Source organism: Sphingomonas sp. P4_G3, assembly GCF_056401105.1.
Genome location: NZ_JBFUJZ010000010.1, coordinates 100,521 through 124,050, shown reverse-complemented (window position 1 = coordinate 124,050; position 23,530 = coordinate 100,521). Strand labels below are relative to the sequence as shown.

Genomic DNA, 23,530 nt, shown 5'->3' with positions numbered 1-23,530 from the left:
AATCCGGCTGGCTGGCATGCCTTTCGGCATGCACCCCGCGACCGCCACCGACACTAGCCAACATGCGGACGTCCGATCCGAGGTACGGATCGCTCGGAACCCGTTGCCTGTCCGCCGGTCTGCCGGCCCCTGCCGTTGATGGAGAGAGAGATGCACCTGAGCCGTCGCGACGCGCTGAAGGCCGGCCTGTTGGCGGGCGTGACAACCATGCTTCCGATCAGGCTGGAAGCCGCGATGGTCAGCTTCGTCCCCGCACCCGTGCACTGGATCGACGGCCAGGCGCCCGCCCTGCATGGCGGCCAGACCTTTGGCGTCGCCTGGCCACGCGACACCATCAAGCGCGACACGCCGCTGACCGTTCTCGATGGCGCAGGAAAGCCGGTGCCGTCGCAAGGCTGGACCACCGCGACCTGGCCCGACGGGTCGGTCAAATGGACCGCGCACGCAATTCCCGCCGACCTGTCGCCGGACGCGCTGACCGTCACGCGCGGCCGACCTTTGGCGCCAACCCAGCCGGTCGCGGTCGCGGAAAACGCCGCCGCGATCACGATCCGCATCGGCGACCTCGCTTGGGAAATCGCGAAGAGCGGCGACGCCCTGATCCGGTCTGCGACGCAGGGCGGCAGGCCGGTGCTCGGTCCCGTCTCGCTGGTCGGGTCGTCGCGTACCGAACCGATCCATGGCGCCGACACGCCGTTCACCGGCCGGATCGATACGGCGACGGTCGAGCAGCGCGGGCAGGTCCGTGCGGTGGTGCGGATCGACGGTCACCATGTGTCGGGCGAGCGCGCCTGGATGCCGTTCACCGTCCGCCTCTACGCTTATGCCGGCTCGACCGGTCTGCGTATCGTGCACTCGGTCGTGTTCGATGGCAGCGCGAGCCGCGATTTTCTTTCCTCGCTCGGCATCAGCGCGACGGTGCCGATGCGCGGCGAGCTTCACGATCGTCACGTCCGCATTGCCACAGGCGGCCAGATGTTCGCCGAAGGAGTCCGCCCGCTGACCGGGCTGCGTCGCGACCCCGGCAAGGCGTTTCGCGACGCTCAGATTGCCGGCCGCGCAACACCCCCGCTCGACCGGATGGCAAATGCGGTCCGCGCGACGCTGCAGCGCATTCCCGCCTGGGGCGACTTTCGCCTCGAGCAGCCGACCGCCAACGGCTGGGCGCTGACCAAGCGCACCGGTGGCGATCAGGGATGGATCGACGCGGCGGAAGGGCGGCGCGCGCCTGGCCTCGCTTATGTCGGCGGACCGGATGGAGGCGCCGCGATCGGCGTCCGCTATTTCTGGCAACGCCATCCGACCGCGCTGCACATCGACGGCGCGACCGGCGACGCCGCAAAGCTGACCGCCTGGCTGTGGTCGCCTGAGGCGCCCGCCATGGACCTGCGCCCCTATCACGGCACGATGGGAATGGAGGGGTATGACGCGCAGAATGAGGGGCTGTCGGTCACTTATGAGGATTACGAACCCGGCTGGGACGACGCCTCGGGCATCGCACGCACCAGCGAATTGATGCTATGGGCGCTGCCCGCCACGCCCGATCACGACAGGTTGGCGGCGATGGCCACCGCTCAGGCGCAACCGCCGCAATTGATGGCCGCCCCCGCGCACCTCCATGCCGCCGGGATATTCGCCGATTACGGTCTTCCCGACCGCTCGACTCCCAACCGCACCGCGATCGAAAACCAGCTGTCCAATCTGGTCGATTTCTATGCCGGTGAGGTCGATCGCCGCTCCTGGTACGGTTTCTGGAACCATGGCGATGTGATGCACACCTATGACGCCGACCGCCATCGCTGGCGCTACGACATTGGCGGTTTCGCCTGGGACAATAGCGAGCTCTCGACCGACTTGTGGCTATGGTATCAGGCACTCCGCACCGGCGACGCGCAAACCTGGCGCCTGGCCGAAGCGATGACGCGCCACACCAGCGAAGTCGACGTCTATCACACCGGGCGTTTCGCCGGTCTCGGCACGCGCCATGGCGTGCAACATTGGGGCGACAGCTCGAAACAACCGCGCGTCAGCAACGCCACCTACCGCCGGATCTATTATTACCTGACCGCCGATGAGCGGGTCGGCGATTTGATGCGCGCGCTGATCACGTCCGACCATGCGTTGACCGGCGTCGAGATCGGACGGAAGGTCCCCGGGGCGAAGAAACCGCAATTGCCCCCCGGCACGATCGAGATGACGTTTGGCACCACCTGGTGCCCGCTTGCCGCCGCCTGGCTGACCGAGTGGGAGCGGACCGGCAACACCAAGTGGCGCGATCGGATCGTCGCCGGGCTGGAGACGATCGGCCGCCTGCCGCATGGCTGGATGACCGGGAGCGCGCCGTTCGAACTGGCGACCGGCCGCTTCATCGACCAGAAACGCGGCATCGGGCTGTCCCATCTCAATGCCGTGTTCGGCGCGGTCGAAGTCAGTTCGGAGCTGCTGCGCCTGCTCGATGTTCCGTCCTATCGAGCCGCATGGCTGGAATATTGCCGTTGGTACAACGCGCCGCAGGCGGATTATCTGGCCAAGTTCGGGCCTCCGTTCGGACCGCGTAACCTGCGCGAGGGGCATTCGCGGCTCACCGCCTATGCCGCGTTCCAGGAGAAGGATGCAGCGCTGGCGACGCGCGCGGCCGGCGAGTTCCTGTCGGGCGATGCCGGGCTCGGGACCTGGCCGCGCGACCCGCGGCACATGGTCGATAACGTGCTCGAATGGCCGGGCGTATCGACCAACGCCTCGGCGCAATGGGGGCTGGCGGCGATCCAGTGCCTGGCCTTGATACCCGAAGCGCTCGACCAGGTGCCGATCGTCGCGCCCGACGCTCCCGGGCGCAAACGACTGGGCGATTCCGGCCGTGACTAGGTCGCCGCCGCACGATCGGAGTAAGTATATGAGACGTCTGTCGATGTGGCGCGCCGTAACGATGCCCCTTCTTGCGGTGCTCGCGCCGACGATGGTCGCCCCGCCCGCCATCGCCGCCGGCAAGATCGCCGCCTCCAGCGATAAGTCGGCCGCTGCCTCGATGGCCAGCCGGGATGCCGGCGATCTCGCCGATTTCGACCGCCGGGCCAGGATGGCGCACGAACTGGGGGCGACCGAGGTGGTGGTCACCGAAGGGCTTCCAATCGCCTATTGGGAGCTGGACGCCGACGATCCCTATCCCGCATGGTTCGCGCACCACGCAACCCTGTTCAAAATGTTCCCGCCGGCGGCGGTCCGTCCGTTCATGGACGCGGCATATGCGGCGCGGGTCCAGCGCATCGTCACGCAGCGCTGCCGGATCCTCGGCAAATACGATCTGAAGGCGATCTGGAGCGCGAACGAGCCCGGCGTCCTGCCCGAGGCCTTCTTCGCCGCTCATCCCGAATATCGCGGCCCTCGCATCGATCAGGTCACGCGATCGAAGAAGGTCTATTTCGCGCCGAACGTGACGAATCCCGATGTGCTGGCCATGTATCGCGAGGCGACCAATGCGCTCGTGTCGGCATGCCCGCAGATCGAGACGTTTCTGTGGGTCACGACCGATGCCGGGTCGGGCTTCGATTGGGCACCCGGCCTGTACCCCGGCGCGAATGGCGCGTCGGAAAACCGCGGCGTGCCGCTCGCCGACAGAGTGGTCGGCTTCATGACCAACATCCAGCAAGCGGCCGCCGCGTCGGGTCATCGGATCCGCATCAACATCAATCAGATACCGCCACGGCCGTGGATGATCGCGACCTTCGGCCCGGACGTGCTCGAAAACATCCAGCGCAAACTTCCCGCCGATCTCGCCGTCAACGGCAAGGAGGGTCCCGAGGGGCGCCCGTTCGAGACCGGCATCACCCGTATCGATGACGGCGCCTTCTCACCGGTGGTCGGCCTCGTCGTTCCGAGTTTCGATCCCGTCACCAGATCGAGCGGCGCTCATAAGGCCTATCTGCTCGGCGATCGCGAAAGTGAGGATTTCACGTTCCGGCTGCTCAGCTCGACGCGGGATCAGCCGATGGCGACGGCGGTCGATCGGCTCGCCGCGCTGCGGCGGTTCGCCGTAGCGGAAGTGGGTGACAGCCAGGCCGACACATTGATCGACGCCTGGAGCGCGCTCAACGATGTGCGGAAGTATCTCGACGTGCTCGACTTCGGTCCAATGCTGCGCATGGGTCATGTGCTCAATCGCTGGATCGAACGGCCGATGGTGCCGATTCCGGCCGAGCTGAGCGATGCCGAAAAGGTCGGCTATCGCCGCTTCCTCTTTCAGGCCGGGACCGAAGAATCGGCATCCAATCTGGCCGACATCCAGGCAATGCGGATGTACGAAGGATGGGGCGCGCACCTGCTATTCCAACGCGCCATCGAAATATCCCTACCGCGCGTCCGGCGCGCGCAGAAGGATTTCGATGCCCTCGCGGCCTCGGCGAGCACGCCCGATGCGGCGGACTATTGGCGGCTAACGAGCAAGCGCGTTCAGGCGCTGGGCTATTTGTTGCAGTCGGCCGACAACATGGTCGGTTACCAGGCGCAGCTCGACCGCATCACCGCGCTGGGCGTGAAACCGGAAGCCCATCCGGTGCTGGGCGTGCAGAACGATTGGGCGCGCGCCGACATGATCAACACCGCCCGACGCGAGATCGATACGGCGGTGGCGCTCGACACTCTGATGTCGGGCAGCAGCCGTCCCCTGCTCGATCTTGCAGCCAGCGAAGACGAGGAGACGATCATGAAGCTTGGCCCCAATTTCCAGTCCGTGCTGCGGCAAAAGGTCCGCACCATGAACGCCCATTGGCGCGACTATGACCGGCTGTTCACGATGCCGAACCCCTAGTTGGGCGACGATTCTTCAGGATCGCCGATCGCTGCCGGCACGCGGCGACAGCGATCGGTTTAGTCGGAAGTGGATGCCCGATATCCGAGCGTCGCACCGATGCTGGCCGCTGCCGCCTTCACAGGATTGGCGAGTTCGTCGAGAACCTTGTCGGTCAGATAGGCGGACGCTCCAGCGATGCTGATGGCAACCACGATCTGGCCTTTGTCGTTCCTCACCGGCGCCGCGACGGATCGCACGAAGTCGCCGGCGTCGCTCTCGTGAAGCACCACGCCTCGCGCCCTGTTCTCGCGCATGGCGTCGAGCCACTCTTTCAGCTTCTTCGCGCTGGCCTGGGGTTTTTCGGCCTGGAACAATTTGGTCAGCGCATCTTCCGATTGGTCGAGCAGCAGCGCTTTTCCGATGCCGGTCTCCACGATCAATCGCCGATCGCCGGGCGCCGTCGCCACCCGCAGGCGCTGCCGCCCGGTCACGCGGTCGAGATGGCGAGACCAGTCGCCCTCGCGCTTGCCGAGGAAGACGCAATAGCCGGTTTCGGCCGACAGCGCCTCGAGATGCGGCCTGGCGAGCCGCACATAATCGGTCTGCTCCTGCGCCATCGATCCGAGCTGGAGAAGCTTCGGACCGAGCGAATAGCCGTCCGGCGTGATCGCAAGGTAATCGCGTGCCCTCAGGGCCTGGGCAAGTCGATGGGTGGTCGATCGCGTAAGATCGAGATTGCGCGCCAAGTCAGCCGATTTCACCGGGCCGTTGATTACTTGATCGAGAATGTCCAACGCGCGCATCAGCGATTGCGCGCCCTTCAACGAAGCGTATGGATCCTTGACGTCGGTATCTTTCGGCATCGAATTCTATCTCCGCGCTAGCGCCAGCGCACTGGTGAATATCGTTTGGTTTCCGTGAGGGTCGCGAGACGAGATAGTTTCCTCCCCGCCCTTTCACTAGCGGTCCGAGGGAGGAAACGGAAGAGAAAGGGGTCGGCGTGACTGACGATAGGAAGGATGACGACGCCTTGCCAACCGACCATCGATCGCGACCGACCGCCGCTGTTGTCGGGCCCGGTTCGATTGGCGGCACCGTCGCTGCTTGGTTGGCGTCATCCGATGCGATCTCCGTAACCTTGTGCGTTCGCACGCCGTTCGATCGCCTGATCGTCGAGACGCCGACAACGCGTCTCGACATCGCGCCACGTCAGATTTCGCGGCCCGATGCCGCGCAACCGGTCGACTGGGTTCTCATCGCGACAAAGACCTATGACGTCGCCGGCACCGTCGCGTGGCTCGCGAAGCTCGTCGACCCGGAAACGCGCGTCGCCGTTCTGCAAAATGGGGTCGAGCATGTGCGTCGTTTTGCCGACTATGTGCCAACCGATCGGCTTCTGCCGGTGATGGTCGATATTCCGGCCGAGCGCGATGCGCCGGGTCGCATCCGGCAACGGCGGCGCGGCACGATGGAAGTACCCAAGGGCCCAGCCGGGCGTGCCTTTGCGGCATTGTTCGACCGGGCCGAGATTGATGTCTCCGAGAGCCCGGACTTTGTCACGGCGATTTGGCGAAAACTGTGCGTCAACAGCGCGGGTGCCGTATCGGTCCTGAGCAACGAACCGGGCGGCGTCGCGCGGCGCGAGCCCGCGGCCGAAATCATGCGCGCATTGATACGCGAGTGTATCTCGGTCGGCCGAGCGGAGGGCGCCGATCTCGACGACTCGCTGATGGATTCGATCGTCCAAGGCTATCGCGATGCGCCGGCGGATTCGGTCAATTCGATGCTCGCGGACCGGCGCGCGTCTCGTCCGATGGAATGGGATGCCCGCAACGGCGTGGTCGGTCGGCTGGGCAAAGCGCACGGCATCGCAACCCCGGTCAGCGATACCATCGCCGGCTTGCTGGTGACGATCGACGAAAGCGTCCGATCGAAGCGCTGACGTCGGCCAAGTGCAGCAGGCGCCGCCTCGCGGCGCGTCGCCGGCACCGCGGAGAGTCATGAGTGTCGCTTCACGGCGCCCTGGCGCGCGATCTCGACCGCGTAGATGCCCGGCTCGCCTTCCATGTTCGACCGGAAGATGAGCCATTTACCGTCGGGCGAAAAACGGGCGTTGGGTTCGAGGCGATAATCCTGTTTGGACATGTCGACCAACTTTTCGCCGTCCAGCGTGCCGGGTGCGATCAATGCCTCCGACCCCGGCGCATGGATGCCCGCGACATCGGGAATCGCTTTGGGACGGAACAGGTACAGCCATTTGCCGTCCGGCGCGTGCGCGACCATTTCGCTATCGCCGCCGTCGCCGGAGAACACATTCTGGTCGGGCGAGATATTGTAATGGACCGACCATTGGTTGCGGTCGACCTTGTACCAGCGCCGCTTGGCGGTCGCGAGGTCGTATCCAGCGAGCCAGAAGACCTCGCCGCGCGGCGTTTGCAGATCGTACCAGATGGTCTTGCCGTCGGGCGACCAGAATTCGTGTCCGGCGATCTCCATATTCATCGTGCGAACATGGATCTTGGTCAGGCCGCTACCGTCGGTCCTGATCGTCCAGATCCGATCGACCTTGTGCCAGGGCCCCTCGTGGCAAAACATCAGCAGGCCCGGATCGGTGGGCGAGAATTGAAGGTGGTTGAGCCAGTCGGTCGACGCGATCACGGTCTTGCGCTGGCCGGTGCGGATATCGATGGTGAATATCTCCATCGGAATCTTGGCTTCGAGCCGTTCGTTGAGCCGCACTTCCTTGGCCTCGGCGAAGGTCAGCGGCTTACCGTCGGGGCCGTTGGCGGCATAAGGAGCTTGATCGAACCGGGCATCGCGACCCGCCGTGCCCGGCTGAAGCGGCATCGCGCGTTGGGTCACAGCCCCGGCCAGCAAGGTTTCGTCGGCGTTGATCGTCGCGATGCCGCCAGCCGGCACATCGGCGATCTTCCGCGGTCTTCCGCTGTCGATGTCCGCTGCCCACACCTCGATCGCGCCGGTCTGGCCATCGCGGTCCGCCGCACCCGTGCCGTCGGCCGAGCGGGCCCGCGTCGAGTAATAGACTGTGCGCGTCTTGCGGCCAGTGAAGAGCAATTGCAGTCCCTTGCCGGTCACGACGCGAGTAATTTTCCACGTCTTCAACTCGACGGCAGCGATTCCCTCCGCCGTCGAGATGACCATCTTGTCCCCTTGCGGGGTGAAGCTCTGCTGGTGGAAATAGAGGCTCGACATGCCGGGGCCGGTCGATATCCGAACGACACGATGACCGGTCTTTGCGTCGATCCATTCGCGCGGCGTATCCGCAGCGGGCACCGCGGTCGACCCCGCGATGGCGGTCAAAGCGAGCAGCGCGGCAGCCATCAGCTTCATGTCTTCCATCTCTCCAAAACGGGCCGCGTTCTGCCGCGCGGCCGATTACTCACTTTTACCTTTTGGTCTCGTTCTCAAATTGTCCCCGACAGTGGCAGAATAACCGTCCGGCTCGATCAGAAACTATAGGCCGCCCCAAAAAACACGGAGCGCCCGGTCGTGCTGAAGACGCGCTGCGCCTTGCGGTCCTTGCCGCTATATTGATCGCCTTTCTGATCGGTGAGATTCAGGAAATCGCCGGTGATCTTGAACCGCTTGGTGATCGCGAGCGACATCGAGGCGTCGATGTTGGTGGTGCCGTAGCTGTAATAGCCATCTTCTACGCCGGGCTTGAACGGCATGCCGATTAGATAGGCGCTCCGGTACGCCGCCGAGACATGGGCAGAGAACCGTCCGTCATCATAAAACAGCGTCGCGTTGACGGCGTGCGGCGAAACGTTGACGAACTGATCGTGCGTTGCCGGCGCGTTGGGCGCTGTCGACAGGTAGTAGAGCACGGACGACTTCACATAGGTGTAGTTCACCGCTGCCCCGAAATGCCCGAGGAAGCCGGGCAGGAAGGTAAAGGGCTGCTGGAGATTGACCTCGACACCCTCGATATAGCCGCCCGGCGTATTGCGTGACCGCGTGACGGTATAGATCGTCGTCGCGTCTTGTCCCACAGGCAGGAGGTTGAGCGGTAGCCCGGTGTTCCCGTACGGCTCGAGCGAAGCCGTTGTCTGGATCGTGCTGCCGACATCCTTGTAGAACAAGGCGATGCCGTAAAACGCGCCCTTTTGCGGGTAATATTCCAGGCTCAAATCGTAATTCTTCGCCCGATACGGTTTGAGCAAGGGGTTGCCGATCGACGCGCTTTGCGCACCGAAATTCGTATTGATCGATCCGCCGGGATTGAGATTGCCCAGGCCAGGACGCGCCATGACCTTGGCCGCCGCGGCGCGTAAGATCAGACGGTCGGTGACGTCCAGCGACACGTTGGCCGAGGGCAGGAAGTCGTCATATCCGTTGGGCACGCTGACGCGCGTACTGCCGGTAAAGCCGGCCGACACGACATCGGTGCGAACATAACGCAGGCCCAAATTGCCCCGCAGCGAGCGACCGTCCAGTACGTCGAAGTTGAAATTGACCTGGCCGTAAAGCGCTTTGTCTTCCTCGCGCACGTCCCTGTTCTGACCAAGCGCAGCGGAACTGTTGACGGTGAAATCGCCATATTTGTTGACGCAATTGCACAACAGATCGAGCTTGCTGATGAAGGCGTTGACGTCGGGCACCACCCAACTGCTGACCGAACCCGTCGGGAGGCCCAGCCCCTGGCCAAAGCCGGTCACGCTGGTGCTGAGCGCCGAGAGGTTCGGGAAGTCAGCGGCAAATTGGGCAAAGCCGAACTTGGTCAGATCGGGCGTATTGTTGCCGCTGGCCGCGGGACGCTGATTCTGACGCGCGTTGAAATTGAATCTCTTATATTGGGCGCCGGCCTTGAACGACAAAGCGCTGTTGGCGCGATAGGTGAAGCTGGCGGCGGCGGTGAACAGATTGTTCTTCACGCGCGCATTCACCAGCCGGATATCCGGCGTCAGGCCAGTTCCGGCGTTGGTGAAGGTGACGTTCGCGGCGTTGTTGACGTCGTAGCCATAGTTGATCAGCGGGCGCCGGCTGTCATTTCGCGCGTCGTAGATATAGCCGTTCTTGTTGAAGCCGTCATAGGAAATGAAGACGTCATAAGGCTGATTGAAATCCGACCCGGCCGCACCGATTTTCGCATCGAAGGTCAGATCGTCGGACAGATCCTCCTTCAGGGTAAGGCCGAATTCGTAAGTCTTTGTACGAGTCTTGCTGACCTCCTGGATCTGTTTGATGTCGACATTGTTGAGCTTCATGTAATCGACCTGCCCGGTCGGATCGACATTGACGTCGATCAGCTGCGTATCGACGCGTCCGGCGAACAATGGAAATGCGGCGGTCGCGCCGTTGACGTTGCGGTTATTGGACGCCAGCGACAGGGCGAAATCCTTGCGATTCTGGTCGAATTGCGAATAGACGCCGTCCAGCGTGATCTGCGTTTTCTCGGACGGTTTGTATTGCAGCGCGACCGTTATGCCGAGCCGCTTTTGGTCGAGCGTGAACCGCCCCAGCCCGGGATTTCTCGGCAGGAAGACGTTCGGCTGGTTGACCTTCGAATAAGCGGCGTCGTTTGACGGGAGGCCGGAGAAACACTGATTGGCCGGCCGATTGCCCGTTCCGGAAAGCGGATTCACGTAAGGGATCGGCGTATTCACGACCTGGCTACCGGGTTGGTTGGGATCGTCGGTCGCGCGTCCGCAAAAGCCGTTGAGCGCGTCCGAATAGTCTGATTGCGACGTATCGCTATAGCCGTCTTCCTGCGCCTTCCGCGTACTGTAAGCGACCGATACCAGCGCGCCGAAATCGCCGAACGTATCGCTGATCAGTCCAGCGACGCGCGGAGCGAAGGTCTTGTTATTGTCGTAATAGGCACCCTGCCCCGACACCGCGAAACGGAAACCCTTCTTGTCGAACGGACGCGCGGTTTGAAGATCGATCGTCGCGGCCAGCGATCCTTCGTCCATCTCCGCCGATTGCGTCTTGCTGACGGTGACGCTGTTGAACAATTCCGACGCGAAAGTGGAGAAATCGAAACCGCGCGTGCGGTTGATGCCGGCGACCTGGCCCAAGGTGGATCCGGTGGTCGCGGAATAGGCCTCGATACCGTTGAGCAGGGTGCGAACGAAATCGCCGCCGAGCCCGCGAACGGTCACGTTCCGTCCCTCACCGCCGTCTCTGGTGATCGAAACGCCCGGAATGCGCTGGATCGACTCCGCCAGATTGGCGTCGGGGAAGCTGGCCATGTCGTCGGCCTTGATGACATCGACGATATTGACCGCGCTGCGCTTGCTGTCGATCGCGCTTTCGAGCGAAGCGCGGTAGCTGGTCACGACGATATCGTTGGGGGCGCTCGTGTCCTGGTCGCTCGGCGCAGCCTTTTCAGGCCCCTTGTCGGCGGCGGAACCGGCCGGCGGCGTCGCTTGCGCATAGGCAGCGCCGGAAAAACCGATCGACACCGACGCCGTGGCCAGCGCCAGAAGCGACGGCCGCAGAATCCGCGCCCGACTGCGACCAATGCTCTTCGAAATCATCCCCATTTCCCTCTCCCGATGAGGGCAGCTTCGGCGAGCCGCCTCTCTTTTCATTTCGGATGCGCCATCGACAGTTGAGCCGCCCCCTCCAGAGCGAAAACACTGCGAGGGCTCGCATCACCTCCCATGCGCCATCACGCGCAAACCGATTGTCCGACAGATTACGTCGCGCTGTAAAGACCAAATATTGCGTGCACGTTCCATATTGTGGGAAAATGAGAGATTTTCTCGTTGAAGCGTTTTCCGAGGCTCCATGATTCTATTTCGGCAAACCTGGTGTGAGGGTGGCGATTCGGTCTCAACTCTCGCGACCAGTCGGACGCACGATCCGCAAATGGACCCATTCCGATCTTAGGATTGGAGGTGTCGCGACGGGCGCCAAGAGGGCACTTGCGGTGGCTGGCTGGGGGTTGAGGCGATGACGCAGATCGAGCGGCGACAATTCTGGACGGCGATCCATCGCTATTCGGGGTTGGCGATGCTTGCCTTCCTGGCCATCGCCGCCGCCACCGGCTGTCTGCTCTGCTTCGAAAAGCCGCTCGATGCGTGGCTCAACCCCGAATTGTTCGCGCCGAGCAGCCCCGCGCTGATCCAACCGCTCGCCGCGGTCGAACGTCTCGAACGCGACCATCCAGAGCTCGTCGCGACCTATTTTCCGGTCAATGCGAAGGCGGGCCGCAACCTCATCGTTGCGGTCGAGCAAGCCCCCGGCAAGCCCGCGCTCGATTATGATCAGGTCTTCCTTGATCGCGCGACCGGAACGGTCGCTGGCACGCGCAGGACTGGCCCAGGATGGGACCGCCCGCATCTGATGCAGGGCGTCTACCAGCTCCATTTCACGCTGCTCGCAGGCGACTGGGGCCGCTGGCTGATGGGCCTGATCGCGCTGACCTGGCTGATCAGTAATCTGGTCGGCATCTATCTGACCTGGCCGCTCAAGCGCCCGTATCTGCGCAACTGGAAGAGGACCTGGACCTTCAAATGGTCGAGCCCGCTGCCGCGTCTGTTGCTCGACCTTCACCGGTCGAGCGGCTTGTGGCTGATGCTGCCGCTGGCGGTGCTTGCCTTTACCTCGGTGGCGATGAACTTCTTTGGGGAAGCGTTGATCCCGGCTGTGAAGCTTCTGTCGCCGGCCCGGCCCTCGCCGTTCGACGGCCCTGCATTGGCGGCGCCCGTCGCGCGCACGATCGATTATCGCCAAGTGCTGGCCCAAGGCGCCGCGCTTGCCCAACGCAACCATCTGAGCTGGGCACCGTCGACGCTGCAATACGAACCCGATCGCGGGCTGGTCGGGCTGCGCTTCAGTCCGGGTGGGATCGAGAATTACCGCGCGCTCGGGCCGGTGACCTATTGGTTCGACGGGCGCGATGGCCGCTTGGTGAATGAAGACAATCCGTACAGCGACAGCGCCGGGTTCAAGCTGATGCGCTCGCTCTATCCGCTTCACACTGGCGAGATGATCGGAACGGTCGGCGTCGCGCTCGACCTGGTGCTCGGTATCGTCACGCTCGGCATGTGCGTCACCGGGGTCTATCTCTGGCTCAAGCGCCGCCGTCCGCGCGTTTCCGCCCGTAAGACCCGACGCAAACGCGCCGCCGCGGCACGAGCAGCCAAGACTAGCGCCTAAAGTCCGTTAAGCTTCCAGCCGCTTGCGGTTGATCCGCCGCATCCAGCGGACCAGCGTTGGGTCGGGGTGCCGGTCGAGTATTTCGCGCAACGTCCCAATATTCTCGTCCTGCCCCAATTTGAAGCGCGGCTCGATCCGGGTGACGTCGGCGCGAAAGGCGATGATCGCCTGCTCCATCGCGCGGTAGCGTGGGCCGGCGTCCGCCGGACGCCATCCGGTCTTCTCCTCGGCATCCATTGTCTCGACCAGTTCGAGCAAGGCGGCGTCACCGCCGGCCGGCTCGAGCGTGATCCTGGCCTCGACGCGCACTTGCCCGTAATTCCAGGTCGGCGCCCAGCGTGGGTTGGTGACATGGGCGTTGGACACATAACCCTGCGGCCCGGTGAACAGGATCAGCGCCTCGGGCGATGTCTCGAACGCCGCGACCAACGGATTGCGGCGGCCCATATGACCGATCAACGTGACAACCCGCCCCTCCGCATCGGTCCGCGCGAGCAAGGGCAGCAGATGCGGCTGGCCGGCGTCGGCGCAGCGCGGCAGCACCCAGGCCAGCGGATAGTCGGCGATCAGCGCCGCGATAACTTCATTCTCGATCGCGTAGATCGAGAAGTCGACCAGCGTAAATCCAACCGCTTCGCTGGCCGGTTGCGCCGGATCGGATCCGCTCGGTTCGGTCAAATCTCAACCCCTTTGCCCGGCCGCAGCCGGTATCGATGACGCTCATGCTCCGCGCCTTTGGCCGATGCGACAAGCGCCAAGTCCGACAAATTGCGGGGACCAACCGCCGGCTTGTGCCGCGCTTGGCTTCGGCTAAGCTGGACCCGTCCATATCGGATCAAAATGGAGAAACGGGGACCAATGCTGCGCCCCTGGAAGATCACTCTCGGCGAACGGATCGACCCCGGTCGGCCGACGCCAATCTATCTCCAGATCGTCCACGCGATCATTCACGAGATCGAGCGCGGACGCCTGCCCTCGGGCACTTTCCTGCCCAGTAGCCGCGAACTCGCCCAGCTCTTGTCGGTCAATCGCAAGACCGTGGTCCTCGCCTATGAGGATTTGATCGCGCAAGGCTGGCTGACATCGCACGGCACGCGCGGGACGATGGTCTCGAGCCTCCACGACGACGACAAGCCGGCACTGCCGGCAGCTGCCCGGCGCAACGCGGAAGCGGAGCGAGACCGTCCCGCTTATCGCTTCGAGCCGCCGCCCGAACGCGCGCTCGCCTGGTCGGCGGATCGCGGTATCAAGCTCGACGAAGGGTCGCCCGACGGCCGGCTGTTTCCCGTCGACATATTGAGCCGCGCCTATCGCACCGCGATCAAGCGCAGCGCGCGTGCCGACAGCATGTCGTATCGCGACCCGCGCGGGACGGCGCTGTTGCGCGCGACGATCGCCGACATGCTGAAGGCCGAACGCGGGCTGGCGGTGACCGCTGATCACATCTGCATCACGCGGGGCAGCCAGCACGGCATCTTCCTTGCCACCCAATTGCTGATCGCGCCCGGCGACGCCGTGTTGGTCGAGAAACTGACCTACGAGCCGGCGGTGACCGCGTTCGCGGCGCGCGGTGCGCGGATCGTGCCGGTCGGGCTCGACGATCAGGGGATCGACGTCGAGGATGTCGAGAAAGCGTGCCGCAAGCACAATGTGCGGGCGATCTTCCTGACGCCGCACCATCAATTCCCGACCACTGTCGCGCTGCGCCCCGAACGACGGCTGCGCTTGCTCGAGCTCGCTCGGCAATTCGACTTCGCGCTGATCGAGGACGATTACGACCACGAATTCCATTTCGAATCGCAGCCGCTGCTGCCGATGGCGAGCTACGCCCCGGCGCGCGTGATCTATGTCGGATCGCTGTCCAAGCTGCTGCTGCCGGCGCTGCGGATCGGCTATATCGCGGCACCGCCGCCGCTGATCGACGCCATCGCGCACCAGGTCTCGACGATCGACGGCATGGGCAACAGCTTCACCGAGGATGCCGTCGCCGAGCTGATCGAAAGCGGCGAACTCCGCCGCCATGCGCGCAAGGCGTCGCAAATCTATGCCGACCGTCGCACTGCCTTTGCCGAGGCATTGCGGGGCCAATTGGGCAACAAGGCCGACATTCGCGTGCCCGATGGCGGGCTGGCCTTCTGGCTGCGCTTTCCGGATACCGCCTTGCTCGACCGGATCGAACGCGCGGCTCCCGCTTTGGGTCTCCGTTTCGCCGACTCCCGCTCCTTCGCGACCAGCCCCGACGCCGAGCGCGGGCTGCGGCTCGGCTTCGCCAGTACGACGGAGGCCGAAGCGCGCGCCGCGATCGCTTTGCTTGCTCAGGCGGCGGTGTAACGCTGCTTCCCACCGACAAAGGTGTGCAGCACCTTGGCGTCCTGAACCTTGAGCGGATCGGTCGTCAGCAGGTCGCGGTCGAACACCGCGATGTCGGCGTAGAAGCCGGGCGCGAGCCGGCCGGTGCGATCCTCCATGAACCCCGACCAGGCATTGCCGCGCGTATAGGCGACCAAGGTCTGCTCGGCGGTCACCTTCTGGTCGGGCAGCCAGCCATCGGGATTGGCGCCGTCGATCGTTCGCCGAGTGAGCGCCGCATAGAGCCCGGTCAGCGGATCGAGCGGGGCCACGGGCCAGTCCGACCCGAACGCGACATGCGCGCCGCTGTCGATCAGCGAACGGAAGGCATAAGTACCGTTCAGCCTTTTCTCGCCAATCCTCTTCACTGCCCAGCGTCCATCGTCGATCGCGTGGAACGGTTGGACCGAAGCGACCACACCCTGTTTCGCGAACCGCGCGATGCTCGACGGGCGCAGATGCTGGGCATGTTCGATGCGGAAGCGGCGGTCCTTGGGTCCGTTGGTTCGCGCGACATCGGCGAAAATGTCGAGCATGTCGTCATTGGCGCGGTCGCCGATCGCATGCGCCGCGACGTGCAGCCCGTGCGCGTCGGCCGCGCCGATCCACTCGCGCAGGTTCGCAAGACTCGTCACGCGCACGCCGCGCTGGCCCGGCGCGTCGGTATAATCGTCATAGAACACCGCGGTGCGCGACCCGAGCGACCCATCGGTCAGCGCCTTGACCCCGCCCCAGCGCAGCCAGTCGTCGCCGCGTCCTTCTTCCGCGACGATCTTCGCCATCTTTTCCCAATCGACCAGCGGGACGAAGGCGTAGAAGCGCATGTCGAGCGCTTTGCGCGCATGGAGCCGGCGCAACGGACCCCAGGTGGTCCAGTCTATCTCGGGATTGTGGATGTGCGCGACGCCCTTGCTCAGCCCGTGCCGGATACCGAGCAGCACCGCGTCATCGGCATCGGCATCGCTTGGCGGGGGGATGACGCGATCGACCAACTTGGTCGCATTGTCCTTCAGCACGCCGGTCGGATTACCCTGCGCGTCGCGGACGATCACGCCGCCGGCGGGGTCAGGCGTGTTGCGGTCGATACCCGCGAGTTTCAATGCGACGCTGTTGAGCAGATAGGAATGCAGATCGGTGCGCGGCAATGAGACCGGCGTGTCGGGCGTGGCCGCGTCGATCCACTCGTGCGTGGGCAAGGCGCCCCCCAGCCTCTGCTCGTCCCATGTCCCACCGAGGATCCATTTGCCTGGTCGCGCGCGCGCTGCCGCGCCCAGCCTTGCGGCAAAATCGGCGCGGTCGGTCGCGCTCAGCAAGTCGGGCTGGGTCAACGTCACCGAACCATGGAGGAAATGGGTATGACCATCGGTGAAGGCCGGCATGGCGAACGCGCCGCCCAGATCGATCACGCGCGTCCGGGCCGTCGTCCGCGCCTTCACGGCATCGGCACCGAGCACCGCGATGCGGTCGCCGACGATGCCCAAAGCGGCCACGCGCGACCGTCCGGGTATGCCGGTCCAGAACGACCCATTGACCAGCGCGACGTCGAGCCCGCGATCGGCAGCGAGCGCGCCGACGCGCCACGCCAGCGCGGTGGTGGCGGCTGCGCCCAGGAAAGTGCGGCGATCCATCATTTGCTCCCCTGTCGTTCGCGACCGGACGATGCTGCTCCTTACCGCCGCACAGGCGAAACATCCAAGCTCGCGAGGCCGAGGGGTCCAAGCGTTGGACCCCTCGATATCCGCATTTTGGATGTTTCCGGTTCTCCAACTTGGACCAAGCTGCAACGGTGTAGGGGCGTCGGCGACATCGGGCGAAGCGACAGACAGTCCGAGCGAGGCGCAGCAGGAGACACATAGCGGCCTGTCCGCGCTCGAACAAAGGGGTCCAACGTGCGCATTTCTCGCTCTCTCAGAACCACGTCTGTCGCCACATTGGCGCTCGCTATCGCGCTCGCCGCGCCCGGCATGGCGCACGCGCAATCGGCCGCCGCGGCGCCCGCCAATGCCAATGACGACAGCTACGCCAGCAACGACAAGGACATCATCGTCACGGCGACCAAGCGCGCGGAGAGCCAAAGCCAGATCGCCATGCCGATCAGCGCGATCAGCGGCGATCAGCTCAACAAGATGAACGCCAATAGCCTGTCGGACTATATCAACCGGCTGCCCGGCGTCGTGTTCAACGATTATCAGCCGGGCGTCTCCGAGGTCGTGATCCGCGGCATCGCGGCGACTACCTATCACGAACAGGGCCAGACGACCGTCGGCTATTATCTCAACGAAATCAACGTCGTGGAACCCGGCTTTCCGATCGGCATTCCCGATGTCGACACGTTCGATCTTGACCGCGTCGAGGTATTGCGCGGACCGCAGGGCACGCTGTTCGGGTCGTCGACCCTGGGCGGCCTGGTCAATTACGTCGTCAAGACCGCCGACCCGACCAAACTCGACGCCGCGGCCGAAGGGCTGATCGGATCGACCGCGCATTCCGGCGGCGACCTCAATTATGCCGGCAAGATCATGTTCAACCTGCCGATCATCAAGGACAAGCTGGCGGTCCGCGTGATGGCGTTGCAACGCTACGACGCCGGCTTCATCGATAATGTCGGGCTGACACCTGAGAAGAAGGGCAGCAACGATTTCCGTACGCGCGGCTTGCGCGGATCGATCGTGTTCACGCCGTTCGAGGGGACCAAGATCACGTATCTCGGCGCCTATCAGGACACCAAGCTCGACGATCAGACCTATATCACTTACGCCAACAGCTACAGCCGCAGCACCGGGCGGGTCGAACCGCAAACGACCAGCTTCCTGCTCAACAGCCTGCGCCTAGACCAGGATCTGGGCAACGTCGCGACGCTGACCGTGCTCGGCGCGATCGACGAGAAGAAGAACTACACGCTCTTCACCGATCCTTATGGCTACGTCACTGGCACCTTCACCGGGCCGAACGTGGCCTATGACTATGCCGACGCGAACGCGAACATCAAGACGATCGAAGGACGGGTCGCGTCGAAGGACAATGGTGGGCCGCTCAACTGGCTGATCGGCGTCAGCTATATGCGCGCGACCAAATTCTCCTACGACCAGATGTTCGCGCCGGGCGCCAATGCCTACATCACCGCCAATCCGGCCGGCTTCGCCTATCCAGCCTCGGTGCTGGCACCCAACGATCGCATCTACGGCTATCTGTCGGACACGCTGAACACCGATTTCGGCGTGTTCGGTGAAGCGACGTGGAAGCCGCTCAAGGGTTTCGAGATCACTGTCGGCGGGCGCTATTACAGCACCCGCGCCGAGGGTGACGTGACCAACAAAGCCGGCTTCGTCAGCGGCAGCCCGGTCGACTTGTCGGGCCACACCGATCAGAAGGACCATGGCTTCACGCCCAAGGCGTCGCTGGCGTTCCGCCCCAATTCGCATTTCCTCGCGTACATGACTTATTCCCGCGGCTATCGCGTCGGCGGGATCAATCCCAATGCCGGCCTGCTGCCGACCATTCCCACCGCTTATGCCAGCGACAAGGTCGACAATTACGAAGCGGGCATCAAGACCACCTTGTGGAACCGGCTGACGATCGACGCCTCGATCTACAATATCGACTGGCACGGCATCCAGGCGCGCCTGTTCGGTCCGGCGCCGCAATATTATTCCTACGTCACCAATGCCGGCAGCGCCAACATCGTCGGTGTCGAGTTTGCTGGATCGTTCCGCGTCACGCACTCGCTGACGCTGAGCACCAACGTCACCTATTCGGAGGCCGAGCTCACCACCTTCCTGCCCGATACGTTCGCGGTGGGCGGTGGCTATGTCTCGGGATCAACGCTGCCGGGGTCATCGAAATGGTCGGTCGCCAACACGATCAGCTATGATCGCGATGACTTGCCGGGCAAACCCTCGTTCGAGATCGCGCATCGTTACCTGTCGAAGGCGCCGGTCGCGTTCGGATCGACCAATACGCGCGGCGATTTCAACATCTTCGATGCGCGCGCCTCGTTCACCCTGGCGAGCCATTTCCGGCTGACCGGCTTCGTCAACAATCTGTTCAACGAATACGGCATCCTCAACGCGCCATTCACGTCGCAATTCGCCCCGGCTTATTCGATCGTGCGGCCGCGCACCTATGGACTCCGCATCGACTGGAAGCTGTAACGGTGCGGATCATGATCCGCCGCCTCGTCGCCGCCTTGCTGATCGCGCTGCTCCCCGTACCGATGGTACGGGGCGCCGACGATGCGGCGCCAATCCCCGCGGCGTCGGGCGGACCGATCACTCCCGACGATATCATGAAGCTGCGCGACATGCGCGACGTCGCATTGTCGCCCGATGGTCGCACGGTGCTGTTCACCGTGCAGGCGCAAATGTCGACCTTCGCTTCGCCGCACCAGACGATCTGGGCAGTGCCGAGCGACGGTAGCGCCGCGGCCCGGCCGTTCATCGTCAGCGCGGGTATCGACAGCGCGCCGCATTGGTCGCCCGACGGCAAGTGGATCGCGTTCCTGTCCAACCGTCCCAACCCGCTCGCGACGGACAAGGGAACCAGTTTCGCCTTCTCGACGACGACCGCCGCCGGTCCCAATCCGCCGGTCGCCGGCACGCCGCCGGCGGGCGCGGCGGAGCCGGGAATTGCGTCGACCCAATTGTGGCTGATGCCGGTGAGCGGCGGCGAGGCGATCCCGCTGACCGCGATGCCCGGCGACGTCAACGACATTGCCTGGTCGCCCGACGGCAAGCGGATCGCCTTCCTGAGCGTCGACCCGCAGTCGCCTCAGGAGAAACAGGCGATCGCCGGCGGCGCGAACTGGACCGAGATCGACCGCGACCGCCATTTCAGCCGGCTGTGGGTCCTCGACCTCGCCAGCCACGCCGCGCGCCGTGCCTCACCCGAGGGTGTCAATGTCAGCGCGATGGACTGGTCGCCCGACGGCAAGCGCATGGCGTTGCGCGTCGCCGACACGACCCGGATCAACGATTATTTCTATCATTCGCGACTGGTCCTGTTCGACCCTGCGAACGGCACGATCGGCAAGACCCTGTTGGAGAACGCCGCCGAGGGGCCGTTCTGGTCGGCCGACGGCAAGTCGATCCTGGGCGAAGTGATCCGCTTGCCGGGCTTTATCGGGCTGGGCCTGCGGATCTGCGACCTCGACACGGGCGCGGTCCGCCCGCTCGCTGACGATCATCCCGGCCTGTTCACCAATATCCGCTGGTCGGCCGACGGCAGATCGGTGCTGGCGCTATCGTTCGAGAAGACGCGCTCGGCCATCGTGCGGATCGACCGGCAAAACGGGACGGTGACGCCGCTCGCGGCACTCGACGGCGAATCCAGCGACTTCGACGTCAGCCGCGACGGCCGGCAGATGGTCGCGGCACTCTCCAGCCCCGACCGTCCCGCCGACGTCTGGGCGATCGCCGGCGGCAAGGCGCGCGCGATCACCCGGATCAACAGCCAGGTGGCCGACTGGAAGCTCGGCAAGGTCAGCGAAATCAGCTGGCGCAACAGCAAGGACGGCAAGACGATCTACGGCGTGCTCGTCACGCCACCCAATTATGTGCCCGGCACGCCGACCAAGATGGTGGTCGAGATCCATGGCGGTCCCGAATGGGCGTGGTGGTCGGGCTGGCTCGGCAGCTGGCACGAATGGGCGCAGATGCTCGCGACGCACGGCTATGTCGTGTTCCTCCCCAATCCGCGCGGATCGGACGGCCAGGGCACCGATTTCGCCCGCGCGGTGGGCAACGACTGGGGCGGGATGGACTATCAGGACGTGATGGACGGGGTCGACGCGCTGATCGCGCAGAAAGTCGCCGATCCCAACCGGCTGGGCATCGGCGGCTGGAGCTATGGCGGGTTCATGTCGGCCTGGGCGGTGACGCATGGCGACCGCTTCAAGGCAGCCGTGGTCGGCGCTGGGCCCACCGACCTGGTGCCGTTCGCAAGGATCACCGACACGCCCGACTTCCCGCTCGGTTATTTCGGTGACCTGACCAAGCACATGGCCGACTACGACCGCAGTTCGTCAGCGCGAATGCTCGAGAATGTGCGGACGCCTGTGCTCGTGCTGCACGGTGAAAATGACACGCGCGTCCCGGTAACGCTGGGTCTCGAATTCTATCGCGGGCTGAGGATGCTGGGGAAAGAGTCGCAGATGGTGAAATATCCAAGCGAGCCGCACTGGTTCCACGATTCAGCGCACCAGCGCGATGTCCAGCACCGCGTGCTCGCTTGGTTCGACAGCCATCTTTGATCGCTCAAAGCGACCTTTGTTCCGTGCCCGCTATGATCGGCCATGACGTCCAATGCAGGCGGGACGCTGCTCACCCGCCCTCGGGCCGCGGCGCGCCGGTCTCGCTCTAAGGGCCGTGCGCTTTCTTTTGGAGCGCCGCCAAGGAAGCGCGATAGCGTGCCTGTATCTACCCGCGACGGGCCCGGTTCGGATTTACGAGATCCCTGCCCCACCAGCGCGCAAGGCGTCCGCATTCGCGTGAACGGAGACCTAGCCTAGCGCGAGCTCATGCTCGTGTGGCGCCGCGCCCGCTACGACCTTCGCATCCTCAGACCATGCATGAATATGCCATGCTTAGCATACCGATACCGGCTTCACCCATCTCACTGGTGGCGCAGGGTCTTCTCGAATCCCTCATTCGCTTTCGTCATCTTGGCCAGTTTCCTGAGATGCGTGCGAACATGCCGTTCGAATCGCGCATCGTCATAGATACTCGTCGCCTGGTATTCGTCTTGGCCGATAAGCTCCTTGAGGCGGGTGGCGAACGCAGCCTGGTCATTTGTGCAAGCGGCGCCCTTTAACGCGCGGCAAGTCCATTCCTCGGCAGCGGCCTTGTCATAGTCGTCCCGCGCCTCATAGCCGCGTCTGTCCGCTACCGCCTGGTCGAGCCGCGAGGCCTCGAAACGACGCTCAAGCCATTTGCGGACCAGCTCTCCGTCCCACGGTTTCGACAGATTGGTCATCGCTCTTTCCCAGTCATTCGCAGCAAAGGGCCGGCGTTATGCACTTGCCAATGTGATGCTGCCGTTCGCATCGCTATAGGCTGAACGAGATCAAGGCAGTTAGATCAACATATGGCCCGCAAGCGTTCGAAACACGACCCCTATGATCACCTCCCGCAAGGAGACGAGGCTCCAGCAGCGCCGGTGCTCTGCTGGCTCTGTGGTCGGCCGACCGGCAAGACGATCGTCTGGCATCATCCCGTGCCCAAGAGCCGTGGCGGCCGCGATGTCGTGCCGATGCATTCGATCTGCCAGCAGACGCTGGTCGCCAATTTCACCAATTCCGAACTACAGCGCCATGGGATGGAGGTGACGGGCCTGCTCGACAATCCGAATGTGCGCAAATTCGTGGATTGGGTGGCGAACAAGGATCCGGACTTCACCGCGACAATTGCGAAGAAGCAACGCTGATGGATGAACGAATGGCTGGTAATATTTGATTTTGTTCGGGAAAAAATACCATTCCGGACGTTGCCAGGATGACATCCGAACAAGGGAGCGCTTAGGTCCCTTGGTAGCGGAGGAGGGACTTGAACCCCCGACCCCAGGATTATGATTCCCGTGCTCTAACCAGCTGAGCTACTCCGCCCCGAAAGGCCCGCGTTGCCGCGAGCGGCGGCCTATAAGTAGCGCTCCCGACGCGGTCAAGCGACCATGTGGCGAGAGAGCTTTTCCCAGGGTCCGCCGCGATAATACCAGCTGGCGAAACCGATGATCGCGAGCGGCCGGGGTCGGAAATCGGCCTTGAGCCGGTCGAGCAACGCCCTCGCCTCGCTCGGCTCGACCTTGTTCTGGATCGTGACATGCGGGCGCCACGGCGTGCGGTCCTGCGGCGTCAGCACGTCGACCCAAAGATCGGCGAGCCAGGCGCGGCGGTCCTCCAGCTCGGCGGAGTCGATGCGATAGGCAACGCCGCGGCCGAGCGAGATCGGCCCGGCGATCCGCGCCGCCGGCGCCCCTTCCCGCGCCAGCTCGCCCAGCCGCTGCCGCACTTCGTCCGCCAGCGACGGCGGCAGATGGTGGAACATCGTCAGATGGGCGGGGAGCAGATTGCGCTCGGGCGGGAAATGCGCGCGGCGCTGCGCGTCGAGCCACGCCTGGTCGTCGCGCCCGATCACAGCAGTCAGGATAATCGGCGCTGGTGGGTGCAATTTTCCCTCCGTCATTCCCGCGAAAGCGGGAACCCATCTCCTGCCGTCACACCCACCGTGCAAACTTGGGAGATGGGCCCCCGCTTTCGCGGGGGTGACGGCTATA

Annotated in this window: 15 protein-coding genes and 1 tRNA gene; 8 read left to right on the top strand and 8 right to left on the bottom strand. The window is 64.1% G+C overall.

What is annotated here, in order from left to right:
• The first annotated feature begins 150 nt into the window (after positions 1 to 150).
• The gene (locus AC1DQQ_RS19495) at positions 151 to 2,865 is read left to right on the top strand and encodes an exo-rhamnogalacturonan lyase family protein (protein ID WP_478046432.1); all 2,715 of its coding nucleotides are present in this window, start codon (positions 151 to 153) and stop codon (positions 2,863 to 2,865) included.
• A gap of 28 nt (positions 2,866 to 2,893) precedes the next feature.
• The gene (locus AC1DQQ_RS19490) at positions 2,894 to 4,804 is read left to right on the top strand and encodes a hypothetical protein (RefSeq protein ID WP_478046431.1); all 1,911 of its coding nucleotides are present in this window, start codon (positions 2,894 to 2,896) and stop codon (positions 4,802 to 4,804) included.
• 59 nt (positions 4,805 to 4,863) lie between these two features.
• Here AC1DQQ_RS19490 and AC1DQQ_RS19485 read toward each other — a convergent pair whose 3' ends face one another.
• A complete protein-coding gene (locus AC1DQQ_RS19485; protein ID WP_478031779.1) occupies positions 4,864 to 5,649 on the bottom strand; it encodes an IclR family transcriptional regulator in 786 nt (261 codons plus the stop codon).
• Positions 5,650 to 5,786: 137 nt separating this feature from the next.
• Between AC1DQQ_RS19485 and AC1DQQ_RS19480 the strand changes: the two genes are divergently transcribed.
• Positions 5,787 to 6,728 (top strand): 2-dehydropantoate 2-reductase, encoded by a 942-nt coding sequence (locus tag AC1DQQ_RS19480; protein ID WP_478040724.1) that lies wholly within the window; start codon positions 5,787 to 5,789, stop codon positions 6,726 to 6,728.
• Between the two features lie 56 nt (positions 6,729 to 6,784).
• On the opposite strand, the gene AC1DQQ_RS19475 is transcribed toward AC1DQQ_RS19480, so the two are convergent.
• Positions 6,785 to 8,137 carry an oligogalacturonate lyase family protein gene (locus AC1DQQ_RS19475; protein WP_478046429.1) on the bottom strand — a complete coding sequence of 451 codons (1,353 nt, stop codon included), beginning with the start codon at positions 8,135 to 8,137 and terminating at the stop codon, positions 6,785 to 6,787.
• Between the two features lie 116 nt (positions 8,138 to 8,253).
• Positions 8,254 to 11,289: a TonB-dependent receptor gene (locus tag AC1DQQ_RS19470; protein WP_478031774.1), complete on the bottom strand. Its 3,036-nt coding sequence runs from the start codon at positions 11,287 to 11,289 to the stop codon at positions 8,254 to 8,256.
• A gap of 418 nt (positions 11,290 to 11,707) precedes the next feature.
• Between AC1DQQ_RS19470 and AC1DQQ_RS19465 the strand changes: the two genes are divergently transcribed.
• Positions 11,708 to 12,916: a PepSY-associated TM helix domain-containing protein gene (locus tag AC1DQQ_RS19465; RefSeq protein ID WP_478031773.1), complete on the top strand. Its 1,209-nt coding sequence runs from the start codon at positions 11,708 to 11,710 to the stop codon at positions 12,914 to 12,916.
• Between the two features lie 6 nt (positions 12,917 to 12,922).
• Here AC1DQQ_RS19465 and AC1DQQ_RS19460 read toward each other — a convergent pair whose 3' ends face one another.
• On the bottom strand, positions 12,923 to 13,594 hold the full coding sequence (locus tag AC1DQQ_RS19460; RefSeq protein WP_478031772.1) for an FMN-binding negative transcriptional regulator: 672 nt from the start codon (positions 13,592 to 13,594) through the stop codon (positions 12,923 to 12,925).
• Between the two features lie 180 nt (positions 13,595 to 13,774).
• On the opposite strand from AC1DQQ_RS19460, the gene pdxR reads away from it, so the two are divergent.
• Positions 13,775 to 15,247 (top strand): MocR-like pyridoxine biosynthesis transcription factor PdxR, encoded by a 1,473-nt coding sequence (gene pdxR, locus AC1DQQ_RS19455; RefSeq protein ID WP_478046427.1) that lies wholly within the window; start codon positions 13,775 to 13,777, stop codon positions 15,245 to 15,247.
• On the opposite strand, the gene AC1DQQ_RS19450 is transcribed toward pdxR, so the two are convergent.
• Positions 15,232 to 16,893 carry an amidohydrolase gene (locus tag AC1DQQ_RS19450; RefSeq protein WP_478046425.1) on the bottom strand — a complete coding sequence of 554 codons (1,662 nt, stop codon included), beginning with the start codon at positions 16,891 to 16,893 and terminating at the stop codon, positions 15,232 to 15,234. The two genes, pdxR and AC1DQQ_RS19450, sit on opposite strands and share 16 nt — an antisense overlap.
• Positions 16,894 to 17,154: 261 nt before the next feature.
• Between AC1DQQ_RS19450 and AC1DQQ_RS19445 the strand changes: the two genes are divergently transcribed.
• Both AC1DQQ_RS19445 and AC1DQQ_RS19440 read left to right on the top strand, forming a co-directional pair.
• A complete protein-coding gene (locus tag AC1DQQ_RS19445) occupies positions 17,155 to 19,416 on the top strand; it encodes a TonB-dependent receptor (RefSeq protein ID WP_478046423.1) in 2,262 nt (753 codons plus the stop codon).
• A gap of 11 nt (positions 19,417 to 19,427) precedes the next feature.
• Positions 19,428 to 21,512: a S9 family peptidase gene (locus AC1DQQ_RS19440; protein ID WP_478046422.1), complete on the top strand. Its 2,085-nt coding sequence runs from the start codon at positions 19,428 to 19,430 to the stop codon at positions 21,510 to 21,512.
• Positions 21,513 to 21,874: 362 nt separating this feature from the next.
• On the opposite strand, the gene AC1DQQ_RS19435 is transcribed toward AC1DQQ_RS19440, so the two are convergent.
• Positions 21,875 to 22,234, bottom strand: coding sequence for a hypothetical protein (locus tag AC1DQQ_RS19435; RefSeq protein ID WP_478040719.1), 360 nt, complete (start codon positions 22,232 to 22,234; stop codon positions 21,875 to 21,877).
• A gap of 111 nt (positions 22,235 to 22,345) precedes the next feature.
• On the opposite strand from AC1DQQ_RS19435, the gene AC1DQQ_RS19430 reads away from it, so the two are divergent.
• On the top strand, positions 22,346 to 22,684 hold the full coding sequence (locus tag AC1DQQ_RS19430; RefSeq protein WP_478040718.1) for a hypothetical protein: 339 nt from the start codon (positions 22,346 to 22,348) through the stop codon (positions 22,682 to 22,684).
• A gap of 101 nt (positions 22,685 to 22,785) precedes the next feature.
• Here the strand turns inward: AC1DQQ_RS19430 and AC1DQQ_RS19425 are convergent.
• Both AC1DQQ_RS19425 and AC1DQQ_RS19420 read right to left on the bottom strand, forming a co-directional pair.
• Positions 22,786 to 22,862: transfer RNA gene (locus AC1DQQ_RS19425), tRNA-Met, on the bottom strand.
• Between the two features lie 55 nt (positions 22,863 to 22,917).
• Positions 22,918 to 23,439, bottom strand: coding sequence for a 2'-5' RNA ligase family protein (locus tag AC1DQQ_RS19420; protein WP_478040653.1), 522 nt, complete (start codon positions 23,437 to 23,439; stop codon positions 22,918 to 22,920).
• Positions 23,440 to 23,530: the final 91 nt, after the last annotated feature.